This window comes from Sulfitobacter sp. G5_S2_6_S6 (genome assembly GCF_054968505.1).
Map to the genome: position 1 here is coordinate 108,334 of NZ_JBQKUI010000001.1, position 21,292 is coordinate 129,625.

Genomic DNA, 21,292 nt, shown 5'->3' on the forward strand with positions numbered 1-21,292 from the left:
ATCCTCACTCCGCCGCCAGTGGTTTTTCGCGGCGGGCTTTGGCGTTGGCCGAAAGCTCTGCCATCAACTGGCTGGCGCGGGCGATGGGGTTGGACAGGTAGAAATCGGCAATCGCAAAGCGCAACGGGCTTTCGCCCAGATCGCCTGTGGCCACAGGCTGCCATGCGTTTTCAGCAACCTGATCAATATTCCCCAGATGCGGGACATCAGCGACCAGCGCCTTGCGCAATGCTGCAAGCGAATCGAACGGCAGCTTGGCGTCCAGCTCGGCACTCAGCGCGCGCAGGATGGCCCAGTTTTCCTTGGCCTGACCGGGGGCAAAGCTGGCGCGCGCGGCAAGCTGCGGACGGCCTTCGGTATTGACGAACAAACCGCCCTCTTCCGTATAGGCGGCACTGGGCAGGATGATATCGGCACGGTGCGCGCCGCGATCCCCGTGCGAGCCTTGATAGATCACGAAGGGGCCAGCAGGAATGTCGCCCTCATCGGCGCCAAGGTTGTAGATCACATCAGCGGCCAGCACATCGTTGATGCCATTTTCGGCAACGGCACCGACGTCCATCGCACCCACTCGGGATGCGGCAGTGTGCAAGACCATAAAACCGGATTGCGTCGCCTCGGCCAGCGCCATGGCAGCGGCCAGAACCTCTGCCCCGTCTTCGCGCGCCAAGGCCCCCATGCCCACAACGATGACCGAGGATTTCTCGGCGATGTCGGCGTGGTCCTTTTTCAGCAGGTCATTCAGCAGCGACGGGCTGTCGCCCAGATGATCGTAATCGTAGGTCAGATCGACCGCTGGGCCCATCAGCGCCACATCCGCGCCGCGGGTCCACGCCTTGCGGATACGGGCGTTCAGCACCGGTGCTTCCACCGCGGGGTTCGCGCCGATCAGCATCACGGCTTGCGCGTGATCCAGATCTTCGACCGTGGCGGTCCCGACATAGCCCGACCGGTTGCCCGCAGGCAGCTTCGCGCCATCGGTCCGGCATTCGACAACGCCGCCCTGCCCCTCGATCAGTTGTTTCAACGCATATGTCGCCTCGACCGAGGCAAGGTCACCGATCAGACCGGCGACTTTCTTACCCTTCATCGCAGCAGCGGCAGCGGCCAATGCTTCGGGCCAGTCAGCTTTGCGCAATTTACCGTTTTCACGAATATAGGGCGTGTCCAGACGCTGGCGGCGCAGACCGTCCCAGACGAAACGGGTTTTATCGGAAATCCATTCCTCGTTCACGCCATCATGGTTGCGCGGCAAGAAGCGCATGACTTCGCGGCCTTTGGTATCCACACGGATGTTCGACCCAAGCGCATCCATCACGTCGATCGATTCGGTCTTTGACAGCTCCCAGGGCCGTGCGGTGAAAGCATAGGGTTTCGAGACCAGCGCCCCCACGGGGCACAAGTCGATGATGTTGCCCTGCAGGTTCGAATCGAGCGTCTGCCCCAGATAGGCTGTAATCTCGGCGTCTTCACCGCGGCCGGTCTGGCCCATCTGGTGAATGCCCGCGACCTCGGTGGTGAAGCGCACACAACGGGTGCAGGAAATGCAGCGCGTCATATGGGTTTCGACCAATGGACCCAGATCCAGATCTTCGGTCGCGCGTTTGGGCTCGCGGTAGCGGCTGAAGTCGACGCCGTAAGCCATCGCCTGATCCTGAAGATCACATTCGCCGCCCTGATCGCAGATCGGGCAATCCAGCGGGTGGTTGATCAGCAGGAATTCCATGACGCCCTCGCGGGCCTTTTTAACCATGGGCGAATTGGTTTTGACGACAGGCGGCTGGCCCTCTGGACCAGGACGCAAGTCACGCACCTGCATGGCACAGGACGCCGCAGGCTTGGGTGGGCCGCCCACGACCTCCACAAGACACATCCGGCAGTTACCGGCAATCGACAGACGTTCATGGTAACAGAAACGCGGAATTTCTACCCCTGCTTCCTCGCACGCCTGAATGAGCGTCATCGCCCCTTCGACTTCGACTTCCTTGCCGTCAATGATGATCTTGCGGGTATCGCTCATATGCTTATTTCGCTCTCAGTAACGAACCGATCCGGCTCGATTTTTGGATTTCTGCACGCCCTAACGCACAATAGCTTTGCGGGTCCGAAGTATCGACCCCCTTCGCCTTTAAATATGCGGCCCCACGGGCCTTCATGCGCGCCTTTTCAGCATCGCTTTTGCGGTAGGCGTCAATTTCGTCCGACGTATAGCCCAAGGATTTCGCCGTATTGTGCACATTGTTCAAATAGCTGAGTGCGCGGATCATACGGGCCGAGATATCGGGGCATTCTTTGCGAATCCGGTCGGCCAATCCAAGATCAAGCAGCGCATCATCAACAGCCGGTACATCACGCAGCGGCGGCTTTGCGGCGACAGGGCTGGCCATCAGGGCCACGGTTGTTACGGCGATCAATACGTTACGCATCTTACTCTCCTCATGTAGCGGGGCGGACTGCCCCTTGCTACACATGGGAACTGACCCCGATGTTATTCAATAACATCTCCGGATCAGCCATTTGCCAGCGGTATGTCGCGCAAACGGTCAGGAAGGGCAAGCCCCCTGAAACGTCAAAGCGTCGTCCACAAGGCGCAAATTCTCGGGCGGGGTGTCCGGCCCCACGACCCATTTGATATCCGAACTGCCATAGTTGGTCACACAATAAACCGTCGCTTCATAGCGCGCCGCTTCGCGGGCACCGTTGATCGACTGCGACGCATTGCGCACCCGCAGGGTAAAGACATCGCGTTGCCCGTCGACTTTGCTCAGCTTGGTGCGGAAATATTTACCATCAAAGGCCAGACGGTCTTCGCGGGCGGTACAGCCAGCCAATACCGCGGCCGTTATACAAAATAGAACAATCTGCTTCATCTTCCCTCACTCTGCCGGTGTGGCCGGACCCGTCTTTTTGTGCAGCCCCCTGCCCGATCAACGGGTGAAAGCTATCGTTCTTCAGTCGTGCCTCAGAAGGCTGCGAAAATCGCCAGGACCGCCAAGGCCAGAATACACACCAGCCCCAGCATAAAGAACAGCGACCGCATCGGCTGGTTGGTCGTCCCGATATGCACCACGGCCATCGCGACCCGCACCACCACGAATAGCGCCGCAAAGAGGTTCACCCAGAACACAGGCGCGCCAAGCAGCACCGCCGCAAGCGTCGAGGCCAGAAACGGGCCCGACGCCTCTATCGCGTTCATGAACGCGCGTTCGCGGCGATAGACCACATCGTCGTAGTTCCGCTTAGGCTTGCCGCAATCGCAGCGCCCCTCTGGCGTGCGCCCCATGGTAGAGAGCGCGCCGAGGACACTGATCAGAATGGCCCAAAAAGCCAAAGCAGTCAGCGCGTGGCTATAGGCGGCAAAGCTTTCCATCAAAACTTACTCCGCCGCGACGGCGCTGACGCGGCCGGTGCGTTTGTGCTTGATGCGATCCTCGATCTCGTCGCGGAAGTGACGGATCAGACCCTGAATGGGCCAAGCCGCCGCATCCCCAAGGGCGCAGATCGTGTGGCCTTCGACCTGCTTGGTCACGTCAAGCAGCATGTCGATTTCTTCGGGCTCCGCATCGCCGCGCACCAAACGGTCCATCACGCGCATCATCCAGCCCGTGCCTTCGCGGCATGGCGTACACTGACCACAGGATTCGTGCTTGTAGAATTTCGCCAGACGCCAGATCGCCTTGATCACATCGGTGGAGTTATCCATCACGATGACCGCAGCCGTCCCCAGGCCCGAGCGTTGTTCGCGCAGGTAGTCGAAATCCATGATCGCGTCGCGCATCTGTGCACCGGGAATCATCGGCACGGACGACCCGCCGGGGATCACAGCCTTGAGGTTGTCCCAGCCGCCACGGATACCGCCGCAATGCTTTTCGATCAGCTCTTCAAAGGTGATGCTCATCGCTTCTTCGACGACGCAAGGATTATTCACATGGCCCGAGATCGCAAACAGCTTGGTGCCTGCGTTGTTCGGACGGCCAAAGCTTGAAAACCATTCCGGACCGCGACGCAGGATCGTTGGGACCACCGCGATGGATTCCACGTTGTTCACCGTGGTCGGGCAACCATAAAGACCGGCCCCCGCAGGGAACGGCGGCTTCATCCGCGGCATGCCTTTCTTGCCCTCAAGGCTTTCCAGCAACGCGGTTTCCTCGCCACAGATATAGGCACCTGCCCCGTGGTGCAGATAGATGTCGAAATCATAGCCGGATTTGCAGGCATTCTTGCCCACTAGACCCGCGTCATAGGCCTCGTCGATCGCGGCTTGCAGCGCTTCGCGCTCGCGGATGTATTCGCCGCGGATGTAGATGTAGCAAGCGTTGGCGTTCATCGCGAAGCTTGCGATCAGGCAGCCCTCGATCAGCGTGTGCGGATCGTGGCGCATGATCTCGCGGTCCTTGCAGGTGCCGGGCTCGGATTCATCGGCGTTCACCACCAGATAGCTGGGGCGACCGTCGCTTTCCTTGGGCATGAAGGACCACTTCAGACCGGTGGGGAAGCCCGCACCGCCACGGCCCCGCAGCCCCGAGGCTTTCATCTGGTCGATGATCCAGTCGCGCCCGTTCTTGAGGATGCCCGCCGTGCCATCCCAATGGCCACGCGCCTGCGCGCCTTTCAGCGTGCGGTCGTGCATACCGTAGATATTGGTAAAGATGCGGTCTTGATCCTGAAGCATGAAGCTAACCTTTATGTGTCACGGCTGGCCGCGCGGGCCCGCCTCATCTGATATATATTGACCATCGCCCAGATCAGGGCTGCCAGCGCGGCAAAGTCGAACAGCAGCGCATAGCGTCCGGGCAAGCCGAACTGCGGCGCAAGCCATTGCGCCGCGATCCAAAGCAACATTGTGCCGGCAATGACAAGGCCGACCATCCGGCCCTTACGGGCCAAGGCGATTTCTTCCTTATCTGTCATTACACGGCATCCATGTCAGGCTCAGGTCTTTTTACTACGCGTGGAGAATTCGGTCTCTCCACCGGAGGCGAGGGTTTTGGCCTGCGCCATCCAGTCATCACGTTGAATACGGCCTTTGAACCGCACGCGGGCATCAACCCAAGCGATTTCAGCCGCGGTCCATTTGGCGATCTGATCAAAGTGATAGATCCCCAGCTCATTCAGCGTTTGTTCAAGTTTCGGCCCTACCCCACTGATAAGCTTGAGGTTATCGGCACCGCCAGCGCGCGGTTTCTCCAGCGTTTCGGGGCTGCTTTCCACAGTACCCGCCGGAATATCCGCGATCCCCGAACGGGTCGAGGTAGCCCCCTTGACGGTGGCCGGTGCCTGCGGTGTTTCAGCCGGCGTTGGTTCCGGGATAGAGGCGACAGGTTCTGCCGCCGCTTCGGGCACGGGCGCAGGAGCCGGAGCCGCCTTGGCCTGTGCAGGCTCGGCTGCGGGGGCTTCGTATTTGTAGCTGCCCTTGCGCGCAGCGAGTTCCTCTTGGCCCTTCAGTTTGGCCGTGGGCTTGATCCCCGAGAAAGCGGCGGGTTCGTCTTTGGCCGCGGGCGAGGTGCCCGCTGTCGCCTCTGACGCGGCACCGCCGACATCGGCCTCGGCCTGACCGCCGGTCGTGTCTTCGGGGCGGGTCTCTACCGTTTCGGTGGCAGCGGGTTCCGCCTCCAGCGTCGGCTCAGGCTCTACCTCGGCGTCGCTGGTTGGTGCGGCGCTGGCCGCCTGGGTTGTGGCCGCCGTTGCAGGGGCCGCCGCCGCCGCAGGAGTGCTGGCCGTCTGCATAGGCTCATCCCCAAGCGACCCGCACATGAATTTGGACAGGACCACAAAGGTCACAAGCCCCAGTATGATTCCAAGGAATAGGGAGGCGATAAAGCCCCAGCCGAAAACCAGCCAAAATAGCAACGCGAGGACAAGGCCGACCCCGGCCCCCCACCGCATGCAACCGCGTTTGCATTGCTCTTTTTGCGTCAAATCAGTCATGTCCGTCCCTTCGTTCGCCATTCAAGATGATCTATTATGTGTTATAGATACCATCTTTTGTGGCGCGCGACGAGAATTCTGTTTCTTCACCAGCAGCAAGCTTTTTCGCCTGTTCGACCCAGTTGTCGCGGGTCACGCGGCCCTTGAAACCTTCGAGGTTCTGATCCACCCAGGATACCTCGTTCGGGCCCCAGTCAGCGATCTGGCTAAAGTGGTAAAAGCCCATCTTGTTCACCAGCGCTTCGAGCTTGGGACCGATGCCCTTGATCATCTTGAGGTCATCCGCCGCGCCGCCTTCGGGGGCATCCAGCGTCTTGGGCTTGGTGGCTGCCGCATCCGCATTGGCCTCGGCAGACTTCGCAACCGATGCTTTCTTGGTGCCCGCGGTCGAGGCTTTGGGCGCAGGGGCCGGATCGCCGGGTGCGACGCTGCCTGCTTCGGGTTTGCCCACCGCTTCGGTGCCGTCAGCCTCCCCCGGTGCTTCGGAGCGTTGATCCGAGGCATCGCCCACATCACGTGGTGCGTCTTCCTCTGCGGCGGTACGACCGCCTTGGGCACCGTCAGGGCCTTCGGGTGGCATATTGTCATCGCGCGCCACAGGCTGTTCCTTGTCGGAACCGGCGCTGTCTACACCATCTTTACCCTGCCAGGGCGCTGTCAACGGCACTTCGGTACCATCGATGCGCTTGAGCGTATCGCTGATGTCCACGGCCAGCTGCGCGCTGGCGTTATATTGTGTCTTGCCGCTGTCGTGATCGGTCAGGCTGGTCAGCCCGGACAGCGGTTCAGAGGCATAGCGCCCGTTCTGCGGGCCGGGTACGGGCACCTGCCCCGCCGCCATCTCGTCGATCATGGCGCGGAAGCCGTCGACGGTCAGATCTTCGTAATAGTCCTTGCCGATCTGCGCCATCGGCGCGTTCGAACAGGCGCCCAGACATTCGACTTCTTCCCACGAGAATTTGCCGTCTTCACTGATTTGATGTGCCTTGGGCGCGATGCGTTCCTTGCAGACCTCGATCAGGTCTTCAGCACCGCAGATCATGCAGGATGTCGTGCCGCAAATCTGGAAATGCGCGACCTCGCCCACAGGCTGAAGCTGGAACATAAAGTAGAATGTCGCGACCTCGAGCCCGCGGATATAGGCCATGCCCAGCATTTCAGAGACATGTTCGATCGCAGGGCGGCTTAGCCAGCCTTCCTGTTCCTGCGCACGCCACAGCAAAGGGATGATCGCGCTGGCCTGACGGCCTTCGGGGTATTTCGTGATCTGCGCTTCGGCCCAGGCCTGGTTGGCAGGGGTGAAGGCAAAGCTTGTCGGTTGGTCAGGGTGCAAACGGCGCAGCATCAGATCAGGCTTTCGTTCTTGCGGAAACGGCGGGCGCCTCCGGCGGGAGTTTATTTGGCAAAATGAAGAGGACCCGGCTCAACGGTCGACCTCTCCGAAAACGATGTCCATGGTGCCGATGATCGCCGCGACATCCGCCAGCTGGTGCCCCTTGGCGACATAGTCCATCGCTTGCAGGTGCAGGTAGCCCGGCGCGCGCAGTTTGGCACGGTAGGGTTTGTTCGATCCATCCGCCACAAGGTAGACGCCGAATTCGCCCTTTGGGGCCTCGACCGCGCAATAGACTTCGCCGGCGGGGACGTGGAACCCTTCGGTGTAGAGCTTGAAGTGGTGGATCAGGCTTTCCATGTCGGTTTTCATCGCGGTCCGGCTGGGGGGCGTGATCTTGCCCCGCGCCAATACATCACCCTGCCCTTCGGGCGCGCGCAGCTTTTCGATGGCTTGCTGGATGATGTAGGTGGACTGGCGCATTTCTTCCATCCGGACGAGGTAGCGGTCATAGCAATCGCCGTTCACACCGGTCGGAATCTGGAAGTCGAATTCATCGTAGCATTCATAGGGCTGCGCACGGCGCAAATCCCATGCCAGACCAGAGCCGCGGACCATCACGCCCGAGAAGCCCCAATCCTGGATGTCCTGTTCAGACACGATGCCGATGTCAGCGTTACGCTGTTTGAAGATCCGGTTTTCTGTTAGCAGCTGATCCACGTCGACCATGAAGCCCGACAGGAACTTGTGGGTCCACGCCTCGATATCATCAAGCAGCGCGGGCGGCAGATCCTGGTGGACCCCGCCGGGGCGGAAATAGGCCGCGTGCAGACGGGCACCGCAGGCGCGTTCGTAGAAGATCATCAGATCTTCGCGTTCTTCAAAGCCCCAGAGCGGCGGTGTCAGCGCACCCACGTCCATCGCCTGTGTGGTGACGTTCAGCAGGTGTGACAGGATGCGGCCAATTTCGGAATAGAGCACGCGGATCAGCGAGGCGCGACGGGGCACTTCGACACCGGTCAGCTTTTCGATGGCCAGACACCAGGCGTGTTCCTGGTTCATCGGGGCCACGTAATCCAGCCGGTCGAAATACGGCAGGTTCTGCAGGTAGGTGCGGCTTTCCATCAGCTTTTCGGTGCCACGGTGCAGCAGGCCGATATGCGGATCGCAGCGTTCGACGATCTCGCCGTCGAGTTCAAGAACCAGACGCAGAACCCCGTGCGCCGCAGGGTGTTGCGGGCCGAAGTTGATGTTGAAGTTGCGGATCTTCTGCTCGCCGGTCAGGGCGTCTTCGAAACCTTTGGTGCCGTCCATCATTTACGCTCCAGCTCGGTCAGTTTGACGCCCATCCACCACAGAAGGGCGACGGTGCCCAAAGGCACGAAACAGGCAACAGACCAGTATTTATTGATCCCGAAAAACGGCAACAGCTTGACCATCGGGATGATTGTGAGGGCAGACAGTATGAACCACCACATGCCCCCCATTATTTTGCCTCCGGCTTTTCATCGCCCGGCAGAATATATTCAGCCCCTTCCCAAGGCGACATAAAGTCGAACTGGCGATATTCCTGAACGAGGCTCACGGGTTCATAGACCACGCGCTTTTCCGTCTCATCATAGCGGACTTCGGTATAGCCGGTGGTCGGGAAATCCTTGCGCAGCGGGTAACCGCGGAACCCGTAGTCGGTCAGCAGGCGGCGCAGGTCGGGGTGGCCGGCAAAGATGATGCCGAACATGTCAAAGACCTCGCGTTCGAACCAGTTGGCCGACGGGTGGATATCGACGATCGAGGGGACCATATCCTCTTCGCGCGCGGCGACGCGCAAGCGGATCCGCTGGTTCTGGTACATCGACAGAAAATGATAGACGACATCAAAGCGTTTGGCGCGGCCCGGGTAATCCACCGCGGTGATATCCACCAGCGAGGAGAAACGGCAGGTCGCGTCGCTTTTGATAAATTCTACTAGACCGGGCAGATTGGCCTGGGTGACATCCATGTTCAGCTCGTCAAAGGCGATGTCCCACCCGAGGATACAGTCAGGGCGTTTCGCTTCGATATACGCGCCAAGTTCGTTCAGTTGTTCTGACATATCAGCCCCTTAGCGAACAATTGTGCCGGTGCGGCGGATTTTGCGCTGCAACTGCATGATACCATAAAGCAACGCCTCTGCCGTGGGCGGGCAGCCAGGCACATAGACATCGACAGGCACGACACGGTCACAGCCGCGCACCACGGAATAGCTGTAGTGGTAATAGCCGCCGCCATTGGCGCAAGACCCCATAGAGATCACATAGCGCGGTTCCGGCATCTGGTCATAGACCTTGCGCAGGGCCGGCGCCATCTTGTTGGTCAGCGTGCCCGCAACAATCATCAGGTCCGACTGACGTGGAGACGCGCGTGGCGCGGTGCCAAACCGTTCCAGATCGTAACGCGGCATCGAGGTGTGCATCATCTCGACGGCGCAGCAGGCCAGACCAAAAGTCATCCAGTGAAGCGAGCCGGTACGGGCCCAGTTGATGATGTCTTCGGTCGAGGTCAGCAGGAAGCCTTTGTCCTGCAGTTCCTTGTTCAGGTTCTGGGTGGCCACATCGCGGTCCATCCCGGCCACATTGGCCCCGGCGGCTGCTACTGCCATTCCAGTGCTCCCTTTTTCCACTCATATGCAAAGCCGGCGGTCAGCACGGCAAGAAAGACCATCATCGACCAGAAACCGGCCATGCTCACATCCTGAAAGGCCACGGCCCAGGGGAAGAGAAAAGCGATTTCGAGGTCAAAGATGATGAACAGGATCGACACGAGGTAGAACCGCACGTCAAATTTCATCCGGGCGTCGTCAAAGGCGTTGAACCCGCATTCATAGGCCGACACTTTTTCAGGGTCCGGGTTGCGCACGGCCAGCACGACGGCAGCCAGGATCAAAACAATGCCAAGGACAATCGCCACGGCTAGAAAAAGTAGGATCGGCAGGTATTCCCGCATCATGTCGTCCAAGGGGAAGCTCCTTTTGCGTATGCGACGCGCCACGCGCCCTGTCAGCCAAACGGCACTATTGGCTTTGGTCGGTTTACTCCGCTGTCCGGTCAGGGTCAACCGAGCCCGCCATATTTGCGTCATCCTGTCGTGGGGCGCGGCGCGCCCTGCCCGCGCCCGCGTGATTGGCGCTATTTTTCCAGCAGATCGCGGCTCTCGCGCCAGCTGTGCTGCGGCGCGAACCCCAGCAGGTCACGCGCCTTTTCGATGCTGTAGAATGTCTCGAACTGGCCCATATCGCGGGTCTGGCGCACGTCTTTATAGTAGCGATCAATCAAGTCAGAGGTTTGTGCGGCGACAGAGGTGTCGGCGTTGGCCACATTGAACACCTCGTAGCCTAAGCCGTCCACATCAAGACAGCGCTGCACCATCTGCCCCAGATCGCGGGCATCGATATAGGCGAAGATATTGCGCCGACGTTGATCGGGGTCGTGAATGAAGCCGGGGAAAAGGCTGGCGTATTCATGCGGTTCGATCACGTTGTTGATTCTCAACCCGTAGATATCCGCCCCCGTGCGCGTCTGAAAGCTGCGCGCCGTCGCCTCGTTACAGACCTTGGACATGGCATAGCTGTCTTCGGGCACTGTCGGGTGATCTTCATCGACGGGGATATAGTCGGGCTTCCGCTCCCCCTGGGCAAAGCAGATGCCATAGGTCGTCTCGGATGAGGCAAAGATGATCTTGGGCACACCCGCCTTCACGGCAGCATCAATGACATGATAGGTGCCAAGCGTATTGACCCGAAACACCTCTGTATCCGACGTGATCAGGATGCGCGGCACGGCGGCGAAATGCACAACGGCGTCAAACCCCTGCACGCCGGTGCCCTCATCCAGTTCGCCCAGATTCATCAGACTATGCATCACATCATGCATCTGGCCCGCATCGGTGATATCGGCAATGCGGTTGTCAACGCCGGGGTGATCCAGCGGCTGCTGGTCCACGTTCAACACCTGATGCCCCTGATCCAGCAGATAGGGGATCACATGCCGCCCCGCCTTGCCGCTGCCGCCGGTGAATAGAATACGCATGGGGCCCCCTTTTGCCGTTGATGTCGTGGCAAAGCCTAGAGCCTTGCCGCCCCGCTTCAACCCGTAACCCAGGCCGCCTTGCGCTTGTCGAAGAAGGCACCGATTCCCTCGGCCGCCTCTTCGGTTTCCCAGCGGTCGGCCAATGCGGCGATGGTATGGTCCACGACCTGCGCGTCGATCCGCGGCCCCAGATCCCGCGCGAGCTGTTTCGCCGCAGCCACGGCCCCCGGCGCACAGGACAGATAGGGCACGACCTCGGCCTCGATCGCAGCGTCCAGCGCATCCGCCGGCACGGCACGGGCCAGCAATCCCAGATCGACCGCCTCTGCCGCGTCAAACAGACGGGCCGACATGAACACACGCCGCGCGCGCCCCTCGCCCATACGGGCCAGCACATAGGGGCCGATGGTGGCCGGAATGATCCCCAGCCGCGTCTCGGTGAACCCCATCTTCAACGTATCGACCCCGATCGCCACATCACAGACCGAGGCCATGCCGACACCGCCACCAAAGGCATTCCCCTGCACCCGACCGATCAAGGGCTTGGGCAGCGTGTTCAGCGCGCCCAGCATCGTGGCCAGCTTGCCTGCCTCGGCCGATCGTGTCGGCCCATCCATATCGCGCTGCGCCTGCATCCAGCCCAGATCACCGCCCGCGCAAAAGCTTTTGCCCGCGCCGGTCAGCACCACGACCCGCACAGCATCATCAGCGGCCAAGGCGGCGGCGGCCCCGGTCAGCTCCGCGATCATCTGCGCGGACATGGCGTTGTGCTTTTCCTCGCGCGCCAACGTCAACGTCGCGACCCCGCGCGCGTCGGTCTCCAGCTTCAGTGTCTCGTACATCATCCTGCCCTCATCCGCCGCGCCATCTCGGCGGCTTCCTCGATCACCGCCTGATCCAACCCGGTGTCATAGCCAAGCGCCATCAGATGCGCGTTGACCTTTTCCGTAGCAACATTGCCCGCAGCCCCCGGCGCATAGGGGCACCCCCCCAAACCGCCGACGGCGGCATCGAACACCCGCACGCCCATGGACAGGGATGCATCGATATTGTCCATCGCCCGCCCGTTGGTGTCATGGTAATGCCCGGCCAAACGCCCCACAGGCACCACATCGCGCACCGCCAGCAACATGCGCGCAATCGTATCCGGCGTGCCCGCCCCGATGGTGTCACCAAGCGAGACCTCATAGCAGCCCATAGAGAAAAGACGATCCGCCACTTCCGCCACCTTGGATGGCGCGACCGCCCCGTCATAGGGGCATTCCACCACACACGAGACATAGCCCCGCACCGGCATATCCACATGGCGTGCCTGCTCCAGGATCGGCGCGAAACGCTCGAACGCCTCCTCGATGCTGGCGTTGATATTCTTCTGGCTGAACCCCTCGCTGGCCGAGGCGAACACCGCGATCTCTCCCGCTTTGGCCGCGACCGCATCCTCGTAGCCCCGCATATTCGGCGTCAGCGCGGCATAACGCACCCCCTCGACCCGAGCAATCCCGCCCAGAACCTCACCCGATCCGGCCATTTGCGGCACCCATTTGGGGCTGACAAAGCTCGCCACCTCGATCCGGGAAAACCCCGCACGGCTCAGCAGGTCGACCAGCGCGATCTTCTCCGACACCGGAATTTCGCGCGCCTCGTTTTGCAGCCCGTCCCGTGGACCGACCTCGAATATCTCGCAGACCCCTTTATCCATAACGCCCCCTCCCCTTCATTTTGCCAAATAAACTCACCTACGTGACGGTAGCATCACTCGACCGGCCACGGGTCATAAAACGTCCGGTCAAACAACGGCACGTCTTTGGGCAGCGACAGCTGGAACGCCTCGCGGTCGGTGATGCGCGCATACCAGGCCGCCACATTGGGGTGATTGTCGAGCTTGGCGAAATGCTGCGCCATATAGACCGCCTGCCCCACGTTCACATCCGCCGCGGTGAAACCGCTCATCAACAGATAATCCTGCGACAGTATCCCGCCGCCCAATCGCGCCTCGATCGCGTCGTAACACTTCATCAAACGCGCGGCTTCCAGCTTCATCACGATGGGGCTGCGCATGGAATCATCGCGCAGCGCCACATGCTGCTGGGTCAGCGCGGCACAATGCTGCGATACCGTCTCGGCAAAATGGATCCACACCAACCACGCCATGCGATCCGGCGCCCCCGGCATCCGCCCCAAACGGTCTGGGCTGAACCTTTCGCAAAGGTATTCCGCGATGGCACCGGTCTCGAACATACGCTCCCCGTCGATCTCGAGCGAGGGCACACGCCCCGCCGGGGAAATCGCCAGATAGCCCGGATCACGCAAGGATTTATCGAAGGCGTGGATCGACACCTCAAAGGGCACCTCCAGCTCGTGCAGCAACCAAAGGGTGCGCATGGAACGGGTCTGTTCGACGTGGTGCAGGGTAATCATGGTGCGGTCTCCTATGCCTCGGGCTCTAGCCGCACCAGTGCTACACCCGCCTCGACCTGATCACCAGCCTGCGCCAGAACCTCGGCGACAACGCCATCGCGCGCGGCAAGCAGGCTGTGCTCCATCTTCATGGCTTCCAGCACCGCAAGGCGGTCGCCCTTGGTTACCGTCTGGCCGACCTTGGCATCCACGACACGCACCAATCCGGGCATCGGCGCCTCGATCAGGTTGCCGTCGCCGTGACCACCCGCGGCACGGGCCAGCGGGTCGATAACGTCAAACACCAGCCCATAGCCGTCAAATACCGTTACGCGCCCCTCGGCGACGGATACAGCCGCCGCCTGTTGCCCGCCCAAGGACCAGCGCCCGCCGATGCGCTGTGCCACGACCTCTGTCCCGTCCACGGTCCAGATCTGGTGATCCGCCGAGACGACCTGCACCTGCAGCAGATGATCCTCTCCGCCCCAGGTCAATCCAACCGCGCGGCGCAGCGGCTGCCACAGCGTAAATCCCGCACCCGCGGCCGGATCCAGCAACGACAGTGCCGCCATCCCGGCAAGCGCTGCATGGCGCGGCTCCACCTCGGGCGCTTGTGTCAAAGCATCAATGTCACGGGCGATCAGCCCGGTATCCACATCCCCCGCCGCAAACCCTTCATGCGCCGCCAAAGCGCCCAGAAACGCAAGGTTTGTCACCGTCCCCGCCACCTCACAGCCGGTCAGCGCGGCGCGCAGGCGCGACAGGGCGATCTCGCGCGTGTCGCCATGCACGATCACCTTGGCAATCATCGGATCATAGAAAGGGCTGATCGTATCGCCGGCGCGCACACCGCTGTCGGCACGGCAGGCGGGCGTGAACTGCAAATGTGTCAAGGTGCCCGTGGCGGGCAGGAAGCCCTTGGGCACATCCTCCGCATAAAGCCGCGCCTCAAACGCATGTCCGTGGATCGACAATTCGTCCTGACGCAGGGGCAGCCCCTCGCCCGCCGCCACGCGCAACTGCCAGGCTACCAGATCAACGCCGGTAATCGCCTCGGTCACGGGATGTTCCACCTGCAGACGGGTGTTCATCTCCATGAAAAAGAAGCCGTCCGTCTGCAACCCGCCAGAGCCGTCGACGATGAATTCAATCGTGCCCGCCCCGGCATAGCCGATCGCCTCGGCTGCTGTGACGGCCGCCTGCCCCATCGCTTCGCGCATTTCGGGCGTCATGCCGGGGGCCGGAGCCTCCTCGATCACCTTCTGGTGACGCCGCTGAAGCGAGCAATCGCGTTCAAACAGATGCACGGCCTTTTTGCCGTCGCCAAAGACCTGCACCTCGATATGGCGCGGTTTGGTGACGAATTTCTCGACCAGCACATCGGCGTTGCCAAAGGCTGTCTTGGCCTCTGAGCGCGCACTCTCCAGCGCGGCCTGAAAACCGTCCGCCGCCTCCACCAGCCGCATGCCCTTGCCACCCCCACCGGCGACGGCCTTGATCAACACCGGATAGCCGATCTTATCCGCCTCTGCCGCCAGCAGCGCGTCATCCTGATCGGCCCCGTGATACCCCGGCACAACCGGCACGCCCGCCTCGACCATCAAGGCCTTGGCGGCATCTTTAAGCCCCATCGCGCGGATGGCCTTGGCCGACGGGCCGATAAAGACCAGCCCCGCCGCCTCTACCGCATCCACGAAATCGGGGTTCTCGGACAAAAAGCCATAGCCCGGATGGATCGCTTGCGCGCCCGTATCCAGTGCCGCCTGAATGATCACCTCGCCGCGCAGATAGCTATCCGCAGGGGCCGAGCCGCCGATATGCACCGCCGTATCCGCCATCGCCACATGTTTCGCCGCGCGGTCCGCGTCGGAATAGACCGCCACGCAGCGCACCCCCATGGCCTGCGCTGTCTCCATCACGCGGCAAGCAATCTCGCCCCGGTTCGCAATCAGGATCGTATCAAACATCACGCAGTTCCCTCACATCCATCTTATCTTCATTTTGCCCCTTAAACTCCGGGGGTCCCCGGGGGCTGGCCCCCGGCCTTATAAAAGTCTTGGGCTGGCCCCCGGCCGCATAAAGGCCCACCGCAGCCTACATCCGGAACACACCAAACGTCGTATCCTCGATCGGCGCATTCAAGCTTGCCCGCAGCGACAGCGACAGCACCTCGCGGCTGTGGCGCGGGTCGATCACGCCGTCATCCCAAAGCCGTGCGGTCGCATAAAGCGGGTGCGACTGTTCCTCGAACATATCAATCGTGGGCTGCTTGAAGGCAGTCTCTTCTTCCTCGGTCCAGCTGTCGCCCGCGCGTTCAATTGCATCCCGTTTGACGGTCGCCAGAACGCCCGCCGCCTGTGCGCCGCCCATGACCGAAATGCGCGAGTTCGGCCATGTCCACATGAAGCGCGGGGAATAGGCGCGTCCCGCCATACCATAGTTACCGGCCCCGAACGACCCGCCCACCAGCATGGTGATCTTGGGCACATTGGTCGAGGCGACAGCCGTCACCATCTTGGCTCCGTGCCGTGCGATGCCTTCGTTCTCGTATTTGCGGCCGACCATGAAGCCGGTGATGTTTTGCAAGAACACCAGCGGGATCTTGCGCTGCGAGCAGAGTTCTACGAAATGCGCGCCTTTCTGGGCGGATTCCGAGAACAAGACGCCATTGTTGGCGATGATACCGACGGGGCAGCCTTTGACATGGGCGAAACCGCAGACCAGCGTCTCGCCGAAGCGCGCCTTGAATTCGTCGAAGCGGCTGCCATCGACCAGCCGCATGATGACTTCGCGGATGTCATAGGGTGTACGCAGATCGGCGGGGACAACGCCCAGCATCTCGGCCGGATCATAGGCAGGGTCTTCGGCGGGTTGCCACTGCACATTCATCGGGGCCGCGCGGTTCAATCCCGCCACAGCGCGTCGTGCCAAGACCAGCGCATGGGCGTCATCCTCGGCCAGATAGTCTGCCACACCTGACAGACGGGTATGCACATCGCCACCGCCCAGATCCTCGGCGCTGACCACCTCGCCCGTGGCGGCCTTGACCAGCGGCGGACCTGCCAAAAAGATTGTGCCTTGCTCTTTCACGATGATCGACACATCCGACATTGCGGGCACATAGGCCCCGCCCGCGGTGCACGATCCCATGACCACCGCGATCTGGGGGATGCCCTTGCCGCTCATCCGCGCCTGATTATAGAAAATCCGGCCAAAGTGATCACGGTCGGGAAAGACCTCGTCCTGATTGGGCAGGTTCGCGCCGCCGCTATCGACCAGATAGATGCAGGGCAGATGGTTTTCCTCGGCGATTTCCTGGGCCCGCAGGTGTTTCTTGACGCTCATCGGGAAATAGGTGCCGCCCTTCACCGTGGCGTCGTTGCACACGATCATGCAGTCGATGCCCTGCACCTTGCCGACACCCGCGATCACACCCGCCGCGGGGGCCGCCCCGCCATAAAGCCCATGCGCCGCCAGCGCACCGACCTCAAGGAAGGGCGAACCGGGGTCGAGCAGATTGGCCACCCGTTCGCGGGGCAGCATCTTGCCGCGGCTCACGTGGCGGGCGCGAGATTTCTCGCCGCCGCCCAGTTCCGCCGCATCCGCAGCCTCGCGGATGGTTTGCAGGGCGGCCAGATGTGCGGCCTCGTTCGCCTTGAAGCTTTCGGACGAGGGCAAGGCTTGCGAAATCAGCTTCATGTCGGTCTCCTTGATCGGATGGAATGGGGGGACGTCACAGGGGGGTATTGCATCACGCAGCCCCTTCGGCAGCCGCGCGGGCTTTCAGCGCGCGGCGGATCACCTTGCCTGTGACGGTCATCGGCAAGGCATCCAGAAAGGCCACCTCGCGCGGGTAGGAATAGCTGGCAAGGCGGGTTTTCACCCAGTCTTGCAGGGTCTGCTCATCGACAGTCGCACCGGATTTGCGCACGACATAGGCTTTGACGATCTCTGTCCGCAGCGGGTCGGGCTTGCCCACCACACCGCAGGTTGCGACTTCTGGATGGGTCAGCAGGCAATCCTCGATCTCTGCCGGACCGATGCGATAGCCGCTTGAGGTGATCACATCATCCTCGCGCCCGATAAAGCGCAGGTATTCACCGTCGAACACGCCTCGATCACCGGTCAGCATCCAGTCACCCCGGAATTTCTGCGCTGTCTCGTCGGGGCGCTGCCAATAGCCCAGCATCATCGCGGCTGATCCCTTGCGGATGGCGACATCGCCTTCGTCTGCCGTCGGCTTACCGGCATCATCCAGCACTTCGACGTCATGGCCCGGCACAGGTTTACCGATGCAACCGGGGCGCGGCGGGAACTGGCTGCCCGCGCTGGTGGCGACCATATTACATTCGGTCTGCCCGTAAAATTCGTTGATACCCAGGCCAAAGGCTTGTTGTCCCCATGCAAGCATCTCGGCCCCCAAAGGCTCCCCCCCAGATGCGACAGAGCGTAGCCCCGCGATCGTAGCTCCCTCGGCCTTGAGCATCCGCAGCGCGGTCGGGGGGAAGAACACGTTGCGCACATCGCCCTCGCGGATGATGCGCGCACAGGCGTCTGGAGAGAATTTCGCTAAGCGCGCCGCGACAACAGGCACGCCAAGCGCCAGCGCGGGCATTGCCACATCGAACAGCCCGCCGATCCACGCCCAATCCGCAGGCGTCCAGAGGCAATCGCCGTCCTGCCCCAGCACATCATGGCTGAGCGAGACGCCGGGCAGATGGCCCGTCAGCACCCGATGGCCATGCAGCGCCCCCTTGGGCGACCCCGTCGTGCCCGAGGTATAGATCAGCACCGCCGGATCGTCAGGGCCGGTGTCGGCAAAGGCAACAGGATCGCCCGCCACGCCGACGCTATCTGCCATCAAGGGCGTCGCCAGCCCCCCCAGCAGATCGCGCCCTTCGGGATCGGTCAGCACCAGCGTCACGCCCGCATCACGCACCCGCGATGCGAGGGCATCATACTTGAAGAGTTTGAACAAAGGCACTGAAATCGCGCCGATTTTCCAGATCGCCAGATGGGCCGCAGCACACCACGGGCTTTGCCCCAGCAGCACGCCCACACGGTCGCCTGCCTGCACCCGCTGCGCCAAGGCGCGGGCCAGCCCGTCGACCATATCGGACAGGGTGCCAAAGCTGACATCGCGTCGTGCATCGCCCGTCAGATCAATGATCGCAAGCCGCGCGGGGTCATGGGACAGACATTGCGCCGCCATGTTCAGCCGCGCCGGAATCTCCCACGCGCCCGTTGCGTCCAGACCTGGCAGGACGTCAGCCATCAGCCTTCCCACACGTCCAGCGACAAAGCCTGACGCGCGGTCTGATGCATCAGACAGTTAATCGCCGCAGGTCCGCGCCCCGTGCCCCCCTGCCAAAGCGAGGCTTCATAGGTGCACGCCTTGTCGCGGAACACGATCCACGCCCGCTGCATCTCGCGCAGGGCATCCGCCACGCCGGGGCTTCCCTCGGGCCCCGGGATCGCATCGGCATCCATCCGTTTGGCCTGCACCATCACCGCGGCGTAATTATCGTTCAACCGCTGGTCCCAGAATTGCAGCTCACGGTCCAGACACCCGCCCATACCATAGGTGCTGCTCCCGCCCGGAGAATCCTCCATGCACTGGTTCGCAGAGACACCGACGCAGACCATCTCGGCGGCAAAACCATCGGCGTCGGCGAGGCAAATCTCTGTGCCGCGATCAGTATATTGCAGATCTTGCGCGGCAAGCGGTGAGGCGCAAAGCATCAGGGCGATGCCGAGAGGTTTCACGCCATCGCTCCCATCATCTCGCGGCCCACCAGCATCCGGCGGATTTCAGAGGTGCCTGCCCCGATCTCCATCAGCTTGGCATCGCGGAAGATGCGCCCCACGGGGTTGTCCGACAGGTAGCCCGCCCCGCCCATGGCCTGCACCGCCTGATGCGCCTGTTTCATCGCCTCTTCGCTGGCATAAAGGCAGCAGGCGGCGGCATCCGCACGGGTGACATCACCGCGATCACAGGCCTTGGCGACCTCGTAAACATAGGCGCGGGCCGAATTCATCGCGGTGTACATATCCGCCATCTTGCCCTGCATCAGCTGGAAGTTCCCGATGGGCTGCCCGAATTGTTTACGCTCGACCATATAGGGCATGATCTCGTCCAGACAGGCGGCCATGATTCCCAGACCGATCCCCGCCAGCACCACGCGTTCGTAATCAAGCCCCGACATCAGCACCGCCACGCCGCGCCCCTCTTCCCCCAGAACGTTTTCAAACGGGACTTCGACATCGTCAAAGATCAGCTCTGCCGTGTTGGACCCGCGCATGCCAAGCTTGTCGAAATGCGGGCTGGTGGTGAAGCCTTTCATGGATTTCTCGATCAGGAAGGCGGTGATGCCTTTCGATCCGGCATCGGGGTCGGTCTTGGCATAGACCACCAGCGTGTCGGCGTCGGGGCCGTTGGTGATCCAGTATTTATTTCCCGACAGGCGGTAGTGATCGTTGCGCTTTTCGGCGCGCAGTTTCATCGACACCACGTCGCTGCCCGCAGAGGGTTCGGACATCGCCAGCGCGCCTACATGTTGACCCGAGCACAGGCCCGGCAGGAATTTCGCCTTCTGCTCGGGGCTGCCGTTAAGACGGATCTGGTTGACGCAGAGGTTCGAATGCGCCCCGTAGGACAGCGAGACCGAGGCGGAAGCGCGCGCGATTTCTTCAACCGCGACCGTGTGTGCGACATAGCCCATGCCCGAGCCGCCGAATTCTTCCTCGACCGTCATGCCCAGCAGACCAAGGCTGCCCATTTCTTCCCAGAGCGCGGGCGGGAATTCGTTCTTGGTGTCGATCTCGGCGGCCATCGGTTTGACCCGTTCCTGCGCCCAACGGTGCACCATATCGCGCATCTCGTTCACGTCGTCGCCCAGATCGAATTTCATGGTGGTGTTGAACATAGACCCCTCCCCCGAGTTTATTGAACAGTTGTTCATTACACTACACTTCTCGCGGATTCGGTCAAGCAAATGTCGCAGGCTGCGCGGAACTGCACCCGCGCCGCCGATGTTACCCCCGTGACACAGGATAGAAAGGACGCCCCGATATGAGCACGTCATTGAAGAAAGAATTCTGGGACCGCGTAGACGACACCCGCATCGGGATGCTGGCCACCGATACCGCCCGCGCCATCCCCATGAGCCACTATGCCGACCACGACGCCAACTGCCTTTGGTTCATCACCGCACGGGACACCGATCTGGCGAAATCCGCCCAGACCGGTGCTGCGGCCGAATATCTGGTGACCAGCAAGGATGAACACCTATACGCCCGGATCGACGGTACCGTTCAGGCTGTGACCGACCCTGCCAAACTGGACGAGTTGTGGAACGCCTTTGCCGCCGCGTGGTTCAAGGACGGACGCAAGGATGACGACGTGCAACTTGTCCGTATGGACCTCAAACAGGCGGAGGTCTGGCTGACCGGCGGCAGCCTGTCCTTCCTGTACGAGATCGCCAAAGCCAATGTGACCAAACAGGTTCCGGATGCGGGCGAACATGGGACCATTCGCTTCTGAACGGCGGACTCGCCATCAATCGCAGCA

At 61.7% G+C, this 21,292-nt stretch carries 23 protein-coding genes; 1 reads left to right on the forward strand and 22 read right to left on the reverse strand.

The window, feature by feature from the left end; all coding sequences use genetic code 11:
- Positions 1–4 precede the first annotated feature (4 nt).
- The 22 genes from nuoG to ACTRWK_RS00575 all read right to left on the reverse strand — a co-directional run bounded on the left by nuoG (position 5) and on the right by ACTRWK_RS00575 (position 20,648).
- The gene (gene nuoG / locus ACTRWK_RS00470; RefSeq protein ID WP_289081563.1) at positions 5–2,020 is read right to left on the reverse strand and encodes an NADH-quinone oxidoreductase subunit NuoG; all 2,016 of its coding nucleotides are present in this window, start codon (positions 2,018–2,020) and stop codon (positions 5–7) included.
- A 4-nt stretch (positions 2,021–2,024) separates the two neighbouring features.
- Positions 2,025–2,426, reverse strand: coding sequence for a DUF5333 domain-containing protein (locus ACTRWK_RS00475; protein ID WP_005853978.1), 402 nt, complete (start codon positions 2,424–2,426; stop codon positions 2,025–2,027).
- Positions 2,427–2,543: 117 nt separating this feature from the next.
- A complete protein-coding gene (locus tag ACTRWK_RS00480) occupies positions 2,544–2,870 on the reverse strand; it encodes a hypothetical protein (protein WP_005853981.1) in 327 nt (108 codons plus the stop codon).
- 92 nt (positions 2,871–2,962) lie between these two features.
- Positions 2,963–3,370 (reverse strand): MAPEG family protein, encoded by a 408-nt coding sequence (locus tag ACTRWK_RS00485; protein ID WP_037944459.1) that lies wholly within the window; start codon positions 3,368–3,370, stop codon positions 2,963–2,965.
- Between the two features lie 6 nt (positions 3,371–3,376).
- Complete coding sequence (gene nuoF, locus ACTRWK_RS00490) at positions 3,377–4,672, reverse strand: NADH-quinone oxidoreductase subunit NuoF (RefSeq protein WP_009824861.1); 1,296 nt, start codon at positions 4,670–4,672, stop codon at positions 3,377–3,379.
- A gap of 11 nt (positions 4,673–4,683) precedes the next feature.
- On the reverse strand, positions 4,684–4,911 hold the full coding sequence (locus ACTRWK_RS00495) for a DUF5337 domain-containing protein (protein WP_005853987.1): 228 nt from the start codon (positions 4,909–4,911) through the stop codon (positions 4,684–4,686).
- Between the two features lie 21 nt (positions 4,912–4,932).
- A complete protein-coding gene (locus tag ACTRWK_RS00500; RefSeq protein ID WP_260003046.1) occupies positions 4,933–5,949 on the reverse strand; it encodes an endonuclease in 1,017 nt (338 codons plus the stop codon).
- A 13-nt stretch (positions 5,950–5,962) separates the two neighbouring features.
- Positions 5,963–7,273 (reverse strand): NADH-quinone oxidoreductase subunit E, encoded by a 1,311-nt coding sequence (locus ACTRWK_RS00505; protein WP_289081562.1) that lies wholly within the window; start codon positions 7,271–7,273, stop codon positions 5,963–5,965.
- Between the two features lie 78 nt (positions 7,274–7,351).
- Positions 7,352–8,575: an NADH-quinone oxidoreductase subunit D gene (locus tag ACTRWK_RS00510; RefSeq protein ID WP_005853993.1), complete on the reverse strand. Its 1,224-nt coding sequence runs from the start codon at positions 8,573–8,575 to the stop codon at positions 7,352–7,354.
- Positions 8,575–8,739: a hypothetical protein gene (locus tag ACTRWK_RS00515; RefSeq protein WP_181358643.1), complete on the reverse strand. Its 165-nt coding sequence runs from the start codon at positions 8,737–8,739 to the stop codon at positions 8,575–8,577. Before ACTRWK_RS00515 ends, ACTRWK_RS00510 begins: the two co-directional genes overlap by 1 nt.
- Positions 8,740–8,747: 8 nt before the next feature.
- Positions 8,748–9,353, reverse strand: a complete 606-nt coding sequence (locus tag ACTRWK_RS00520) for an NADH-quinone oxidoreductase subunit C (protein ID WP_037944466.1) — start codon at positions 9,351–9,353, stop codon at positions 8,748–8,750.
- A gap of 9 nt (positions 9,354–9,362) precedes the next feature.
- Positions 9,363–9,899 carry a NuoB/complex I 20 kDa subunit family protein gene (locus ACTRWK_RS00525; RefSeq protein ID WP_005853998.1) on the reverse strand — a complete coding sequence of 179 codons (537 nt, stop codon included), beginning with the start codon at positions 9,897–9,899 and terminating at the stop codon, positions 9,363–9,365.
- Positions 9,890–10,255, reverse strand: a complete 366-nt coding sequence (locus ACTRWK_RS00530; protein ID WP_005854000.1) for an NADH-quinone oxidoreductase subunit A — start codon at positions 10,253–10,255, stop codon at positions 9,890–9,892. The genes ACTRWK_RS00525 and ACTRWK_RS00530 overlap by 10 nt, the downstream gene beginning before the upstream one ends.
- A gap of 170 nt (positions 10,256–10,425) precedes the next feature.
- Positions 10,426–11,325, reverse strand: coding sequence for an NAD-dependent epimerase/dehydratase family protein (locus tag ACTRWK_RS00535; protein ID WP_037944467.1), 900 nt, complete (start codon positions 11,323–11,325; stop codon positions 10,426–10,428).
- Positions 11,326–11,381: 56 nt separating this feature from the next.
- Entirely contained in the window at positions 11,382–12,167 is a 786-nt protein-coding gene (locus ACTRWK_RS00540) for a crotonase/enoyl-CoA hydratase family protein (RefSeq protein ID WP_009824867.1), read from the reverse strand.
- Entirely contained in the window at positions 12,167–13,024 is an 858-nt protein-coding gene (locus ACTRWK_RS00545) for a hydroxymethylglutaryl-CoA lyase (protein ID WP_037944468.1), read from the reverse strand. Before ACTRWK_RS00545 ends, ACTRWK_RS00540 begins: the two co-directional genes overlap by 1 nt.
- A 53-nt stretch (positions 13,025–13,077) precedes the next feature.
- Entirely contained in the window at positions 13,078–13,743 is a 666-nt protein-coding gene (locus ACTRWK_RS00550) for a glutathione S-transferase family protein (RefSeq protein ID WP_005854006.1), read from the reverse strand.
- Between the two features lie 11 nt (positions 13,744–13,754).
- Positions 13,755–15,689 (reverse strand): acetyl/propionyl/methylcrotonyl-CoA carboxylase subunit alpha, encoded by a 1,935-nt coding sequence (locus tag ACTRWK_RS00555; protein WP_037944469.1) that lies wholly within the window; start codon positions 15,687–15,689, stop codon positions 13,755–13,757.
- 127 nt (positions 15,690–15,816) lie between these two features.
- Positions 15,817–17,421, reverse strand: a complete 1,605-nt coding sequence (locus ACTRWK_RS00560) for a carboxyl transferase domain-containing protein (RefSeq protein WP_462843746.1) — start codon at positions 17,419–17,421, stop codon at positions 15,817–15,819.
- A gap of 52 nt (positions 17,422–17,473) precedes the next feature.
- A complete protein-coding gene (locus tag ACTRWK_RS00565) occupies positions 17,474–18,997 on the reverse strand; it encodes an AMP-binding protein (protein WP_462843747.1) in 1,524 nt (507 codons plus the stop codon).
- Positions 18,997–19,488, reverse strand: a complete 492-nt coding sequence (locus ACTRWK_RS00570; RefSeq protein WP_462843748.1) for a lysozyme inhibitor LprI family protein — start codon at positions 19,486–19,488, stop codon at positions 18,997–18,999. Before ACTRWK_RS00570 ends, ACTRWK_RS00565 begins: the two co-directional genes overlap by 1 nt.
- A complete protein-coding gene (locus tag ACTRWK_RS00575; RefSeq protein WP_005854015.1) occupies positions 19,485–20,648 on the reverse strand; it encodes an isovaleryl-CoA dehydrogenase in 1,164 nt (387 codons plus the stop codon). The genes ACTRWK_RS00570 and ACTRWK_RS00575 overlap by 4 nt, the downstream gene beginning before the upstream one ends.
- Positions 20,649–20,794: 146 nt before the next feature.
- Here ACTRWK_RS00575 and ACTRWK_RS00580 point away from each other — a divergent pair, with 146 nt between their 5' ends.
- A complete protein-coding gene (locus tag ACTRWK_RS00580; protein WP_005854017.1) occupies positions 20,795–21,265 on the forward strand; it encodes a pyridoxamine 5'-phosphate oxidase family protein in 471 nt (156 codons plus the stop codon).
- Positions 21,266–21,292: the final 27 nt, after the last annotated feature.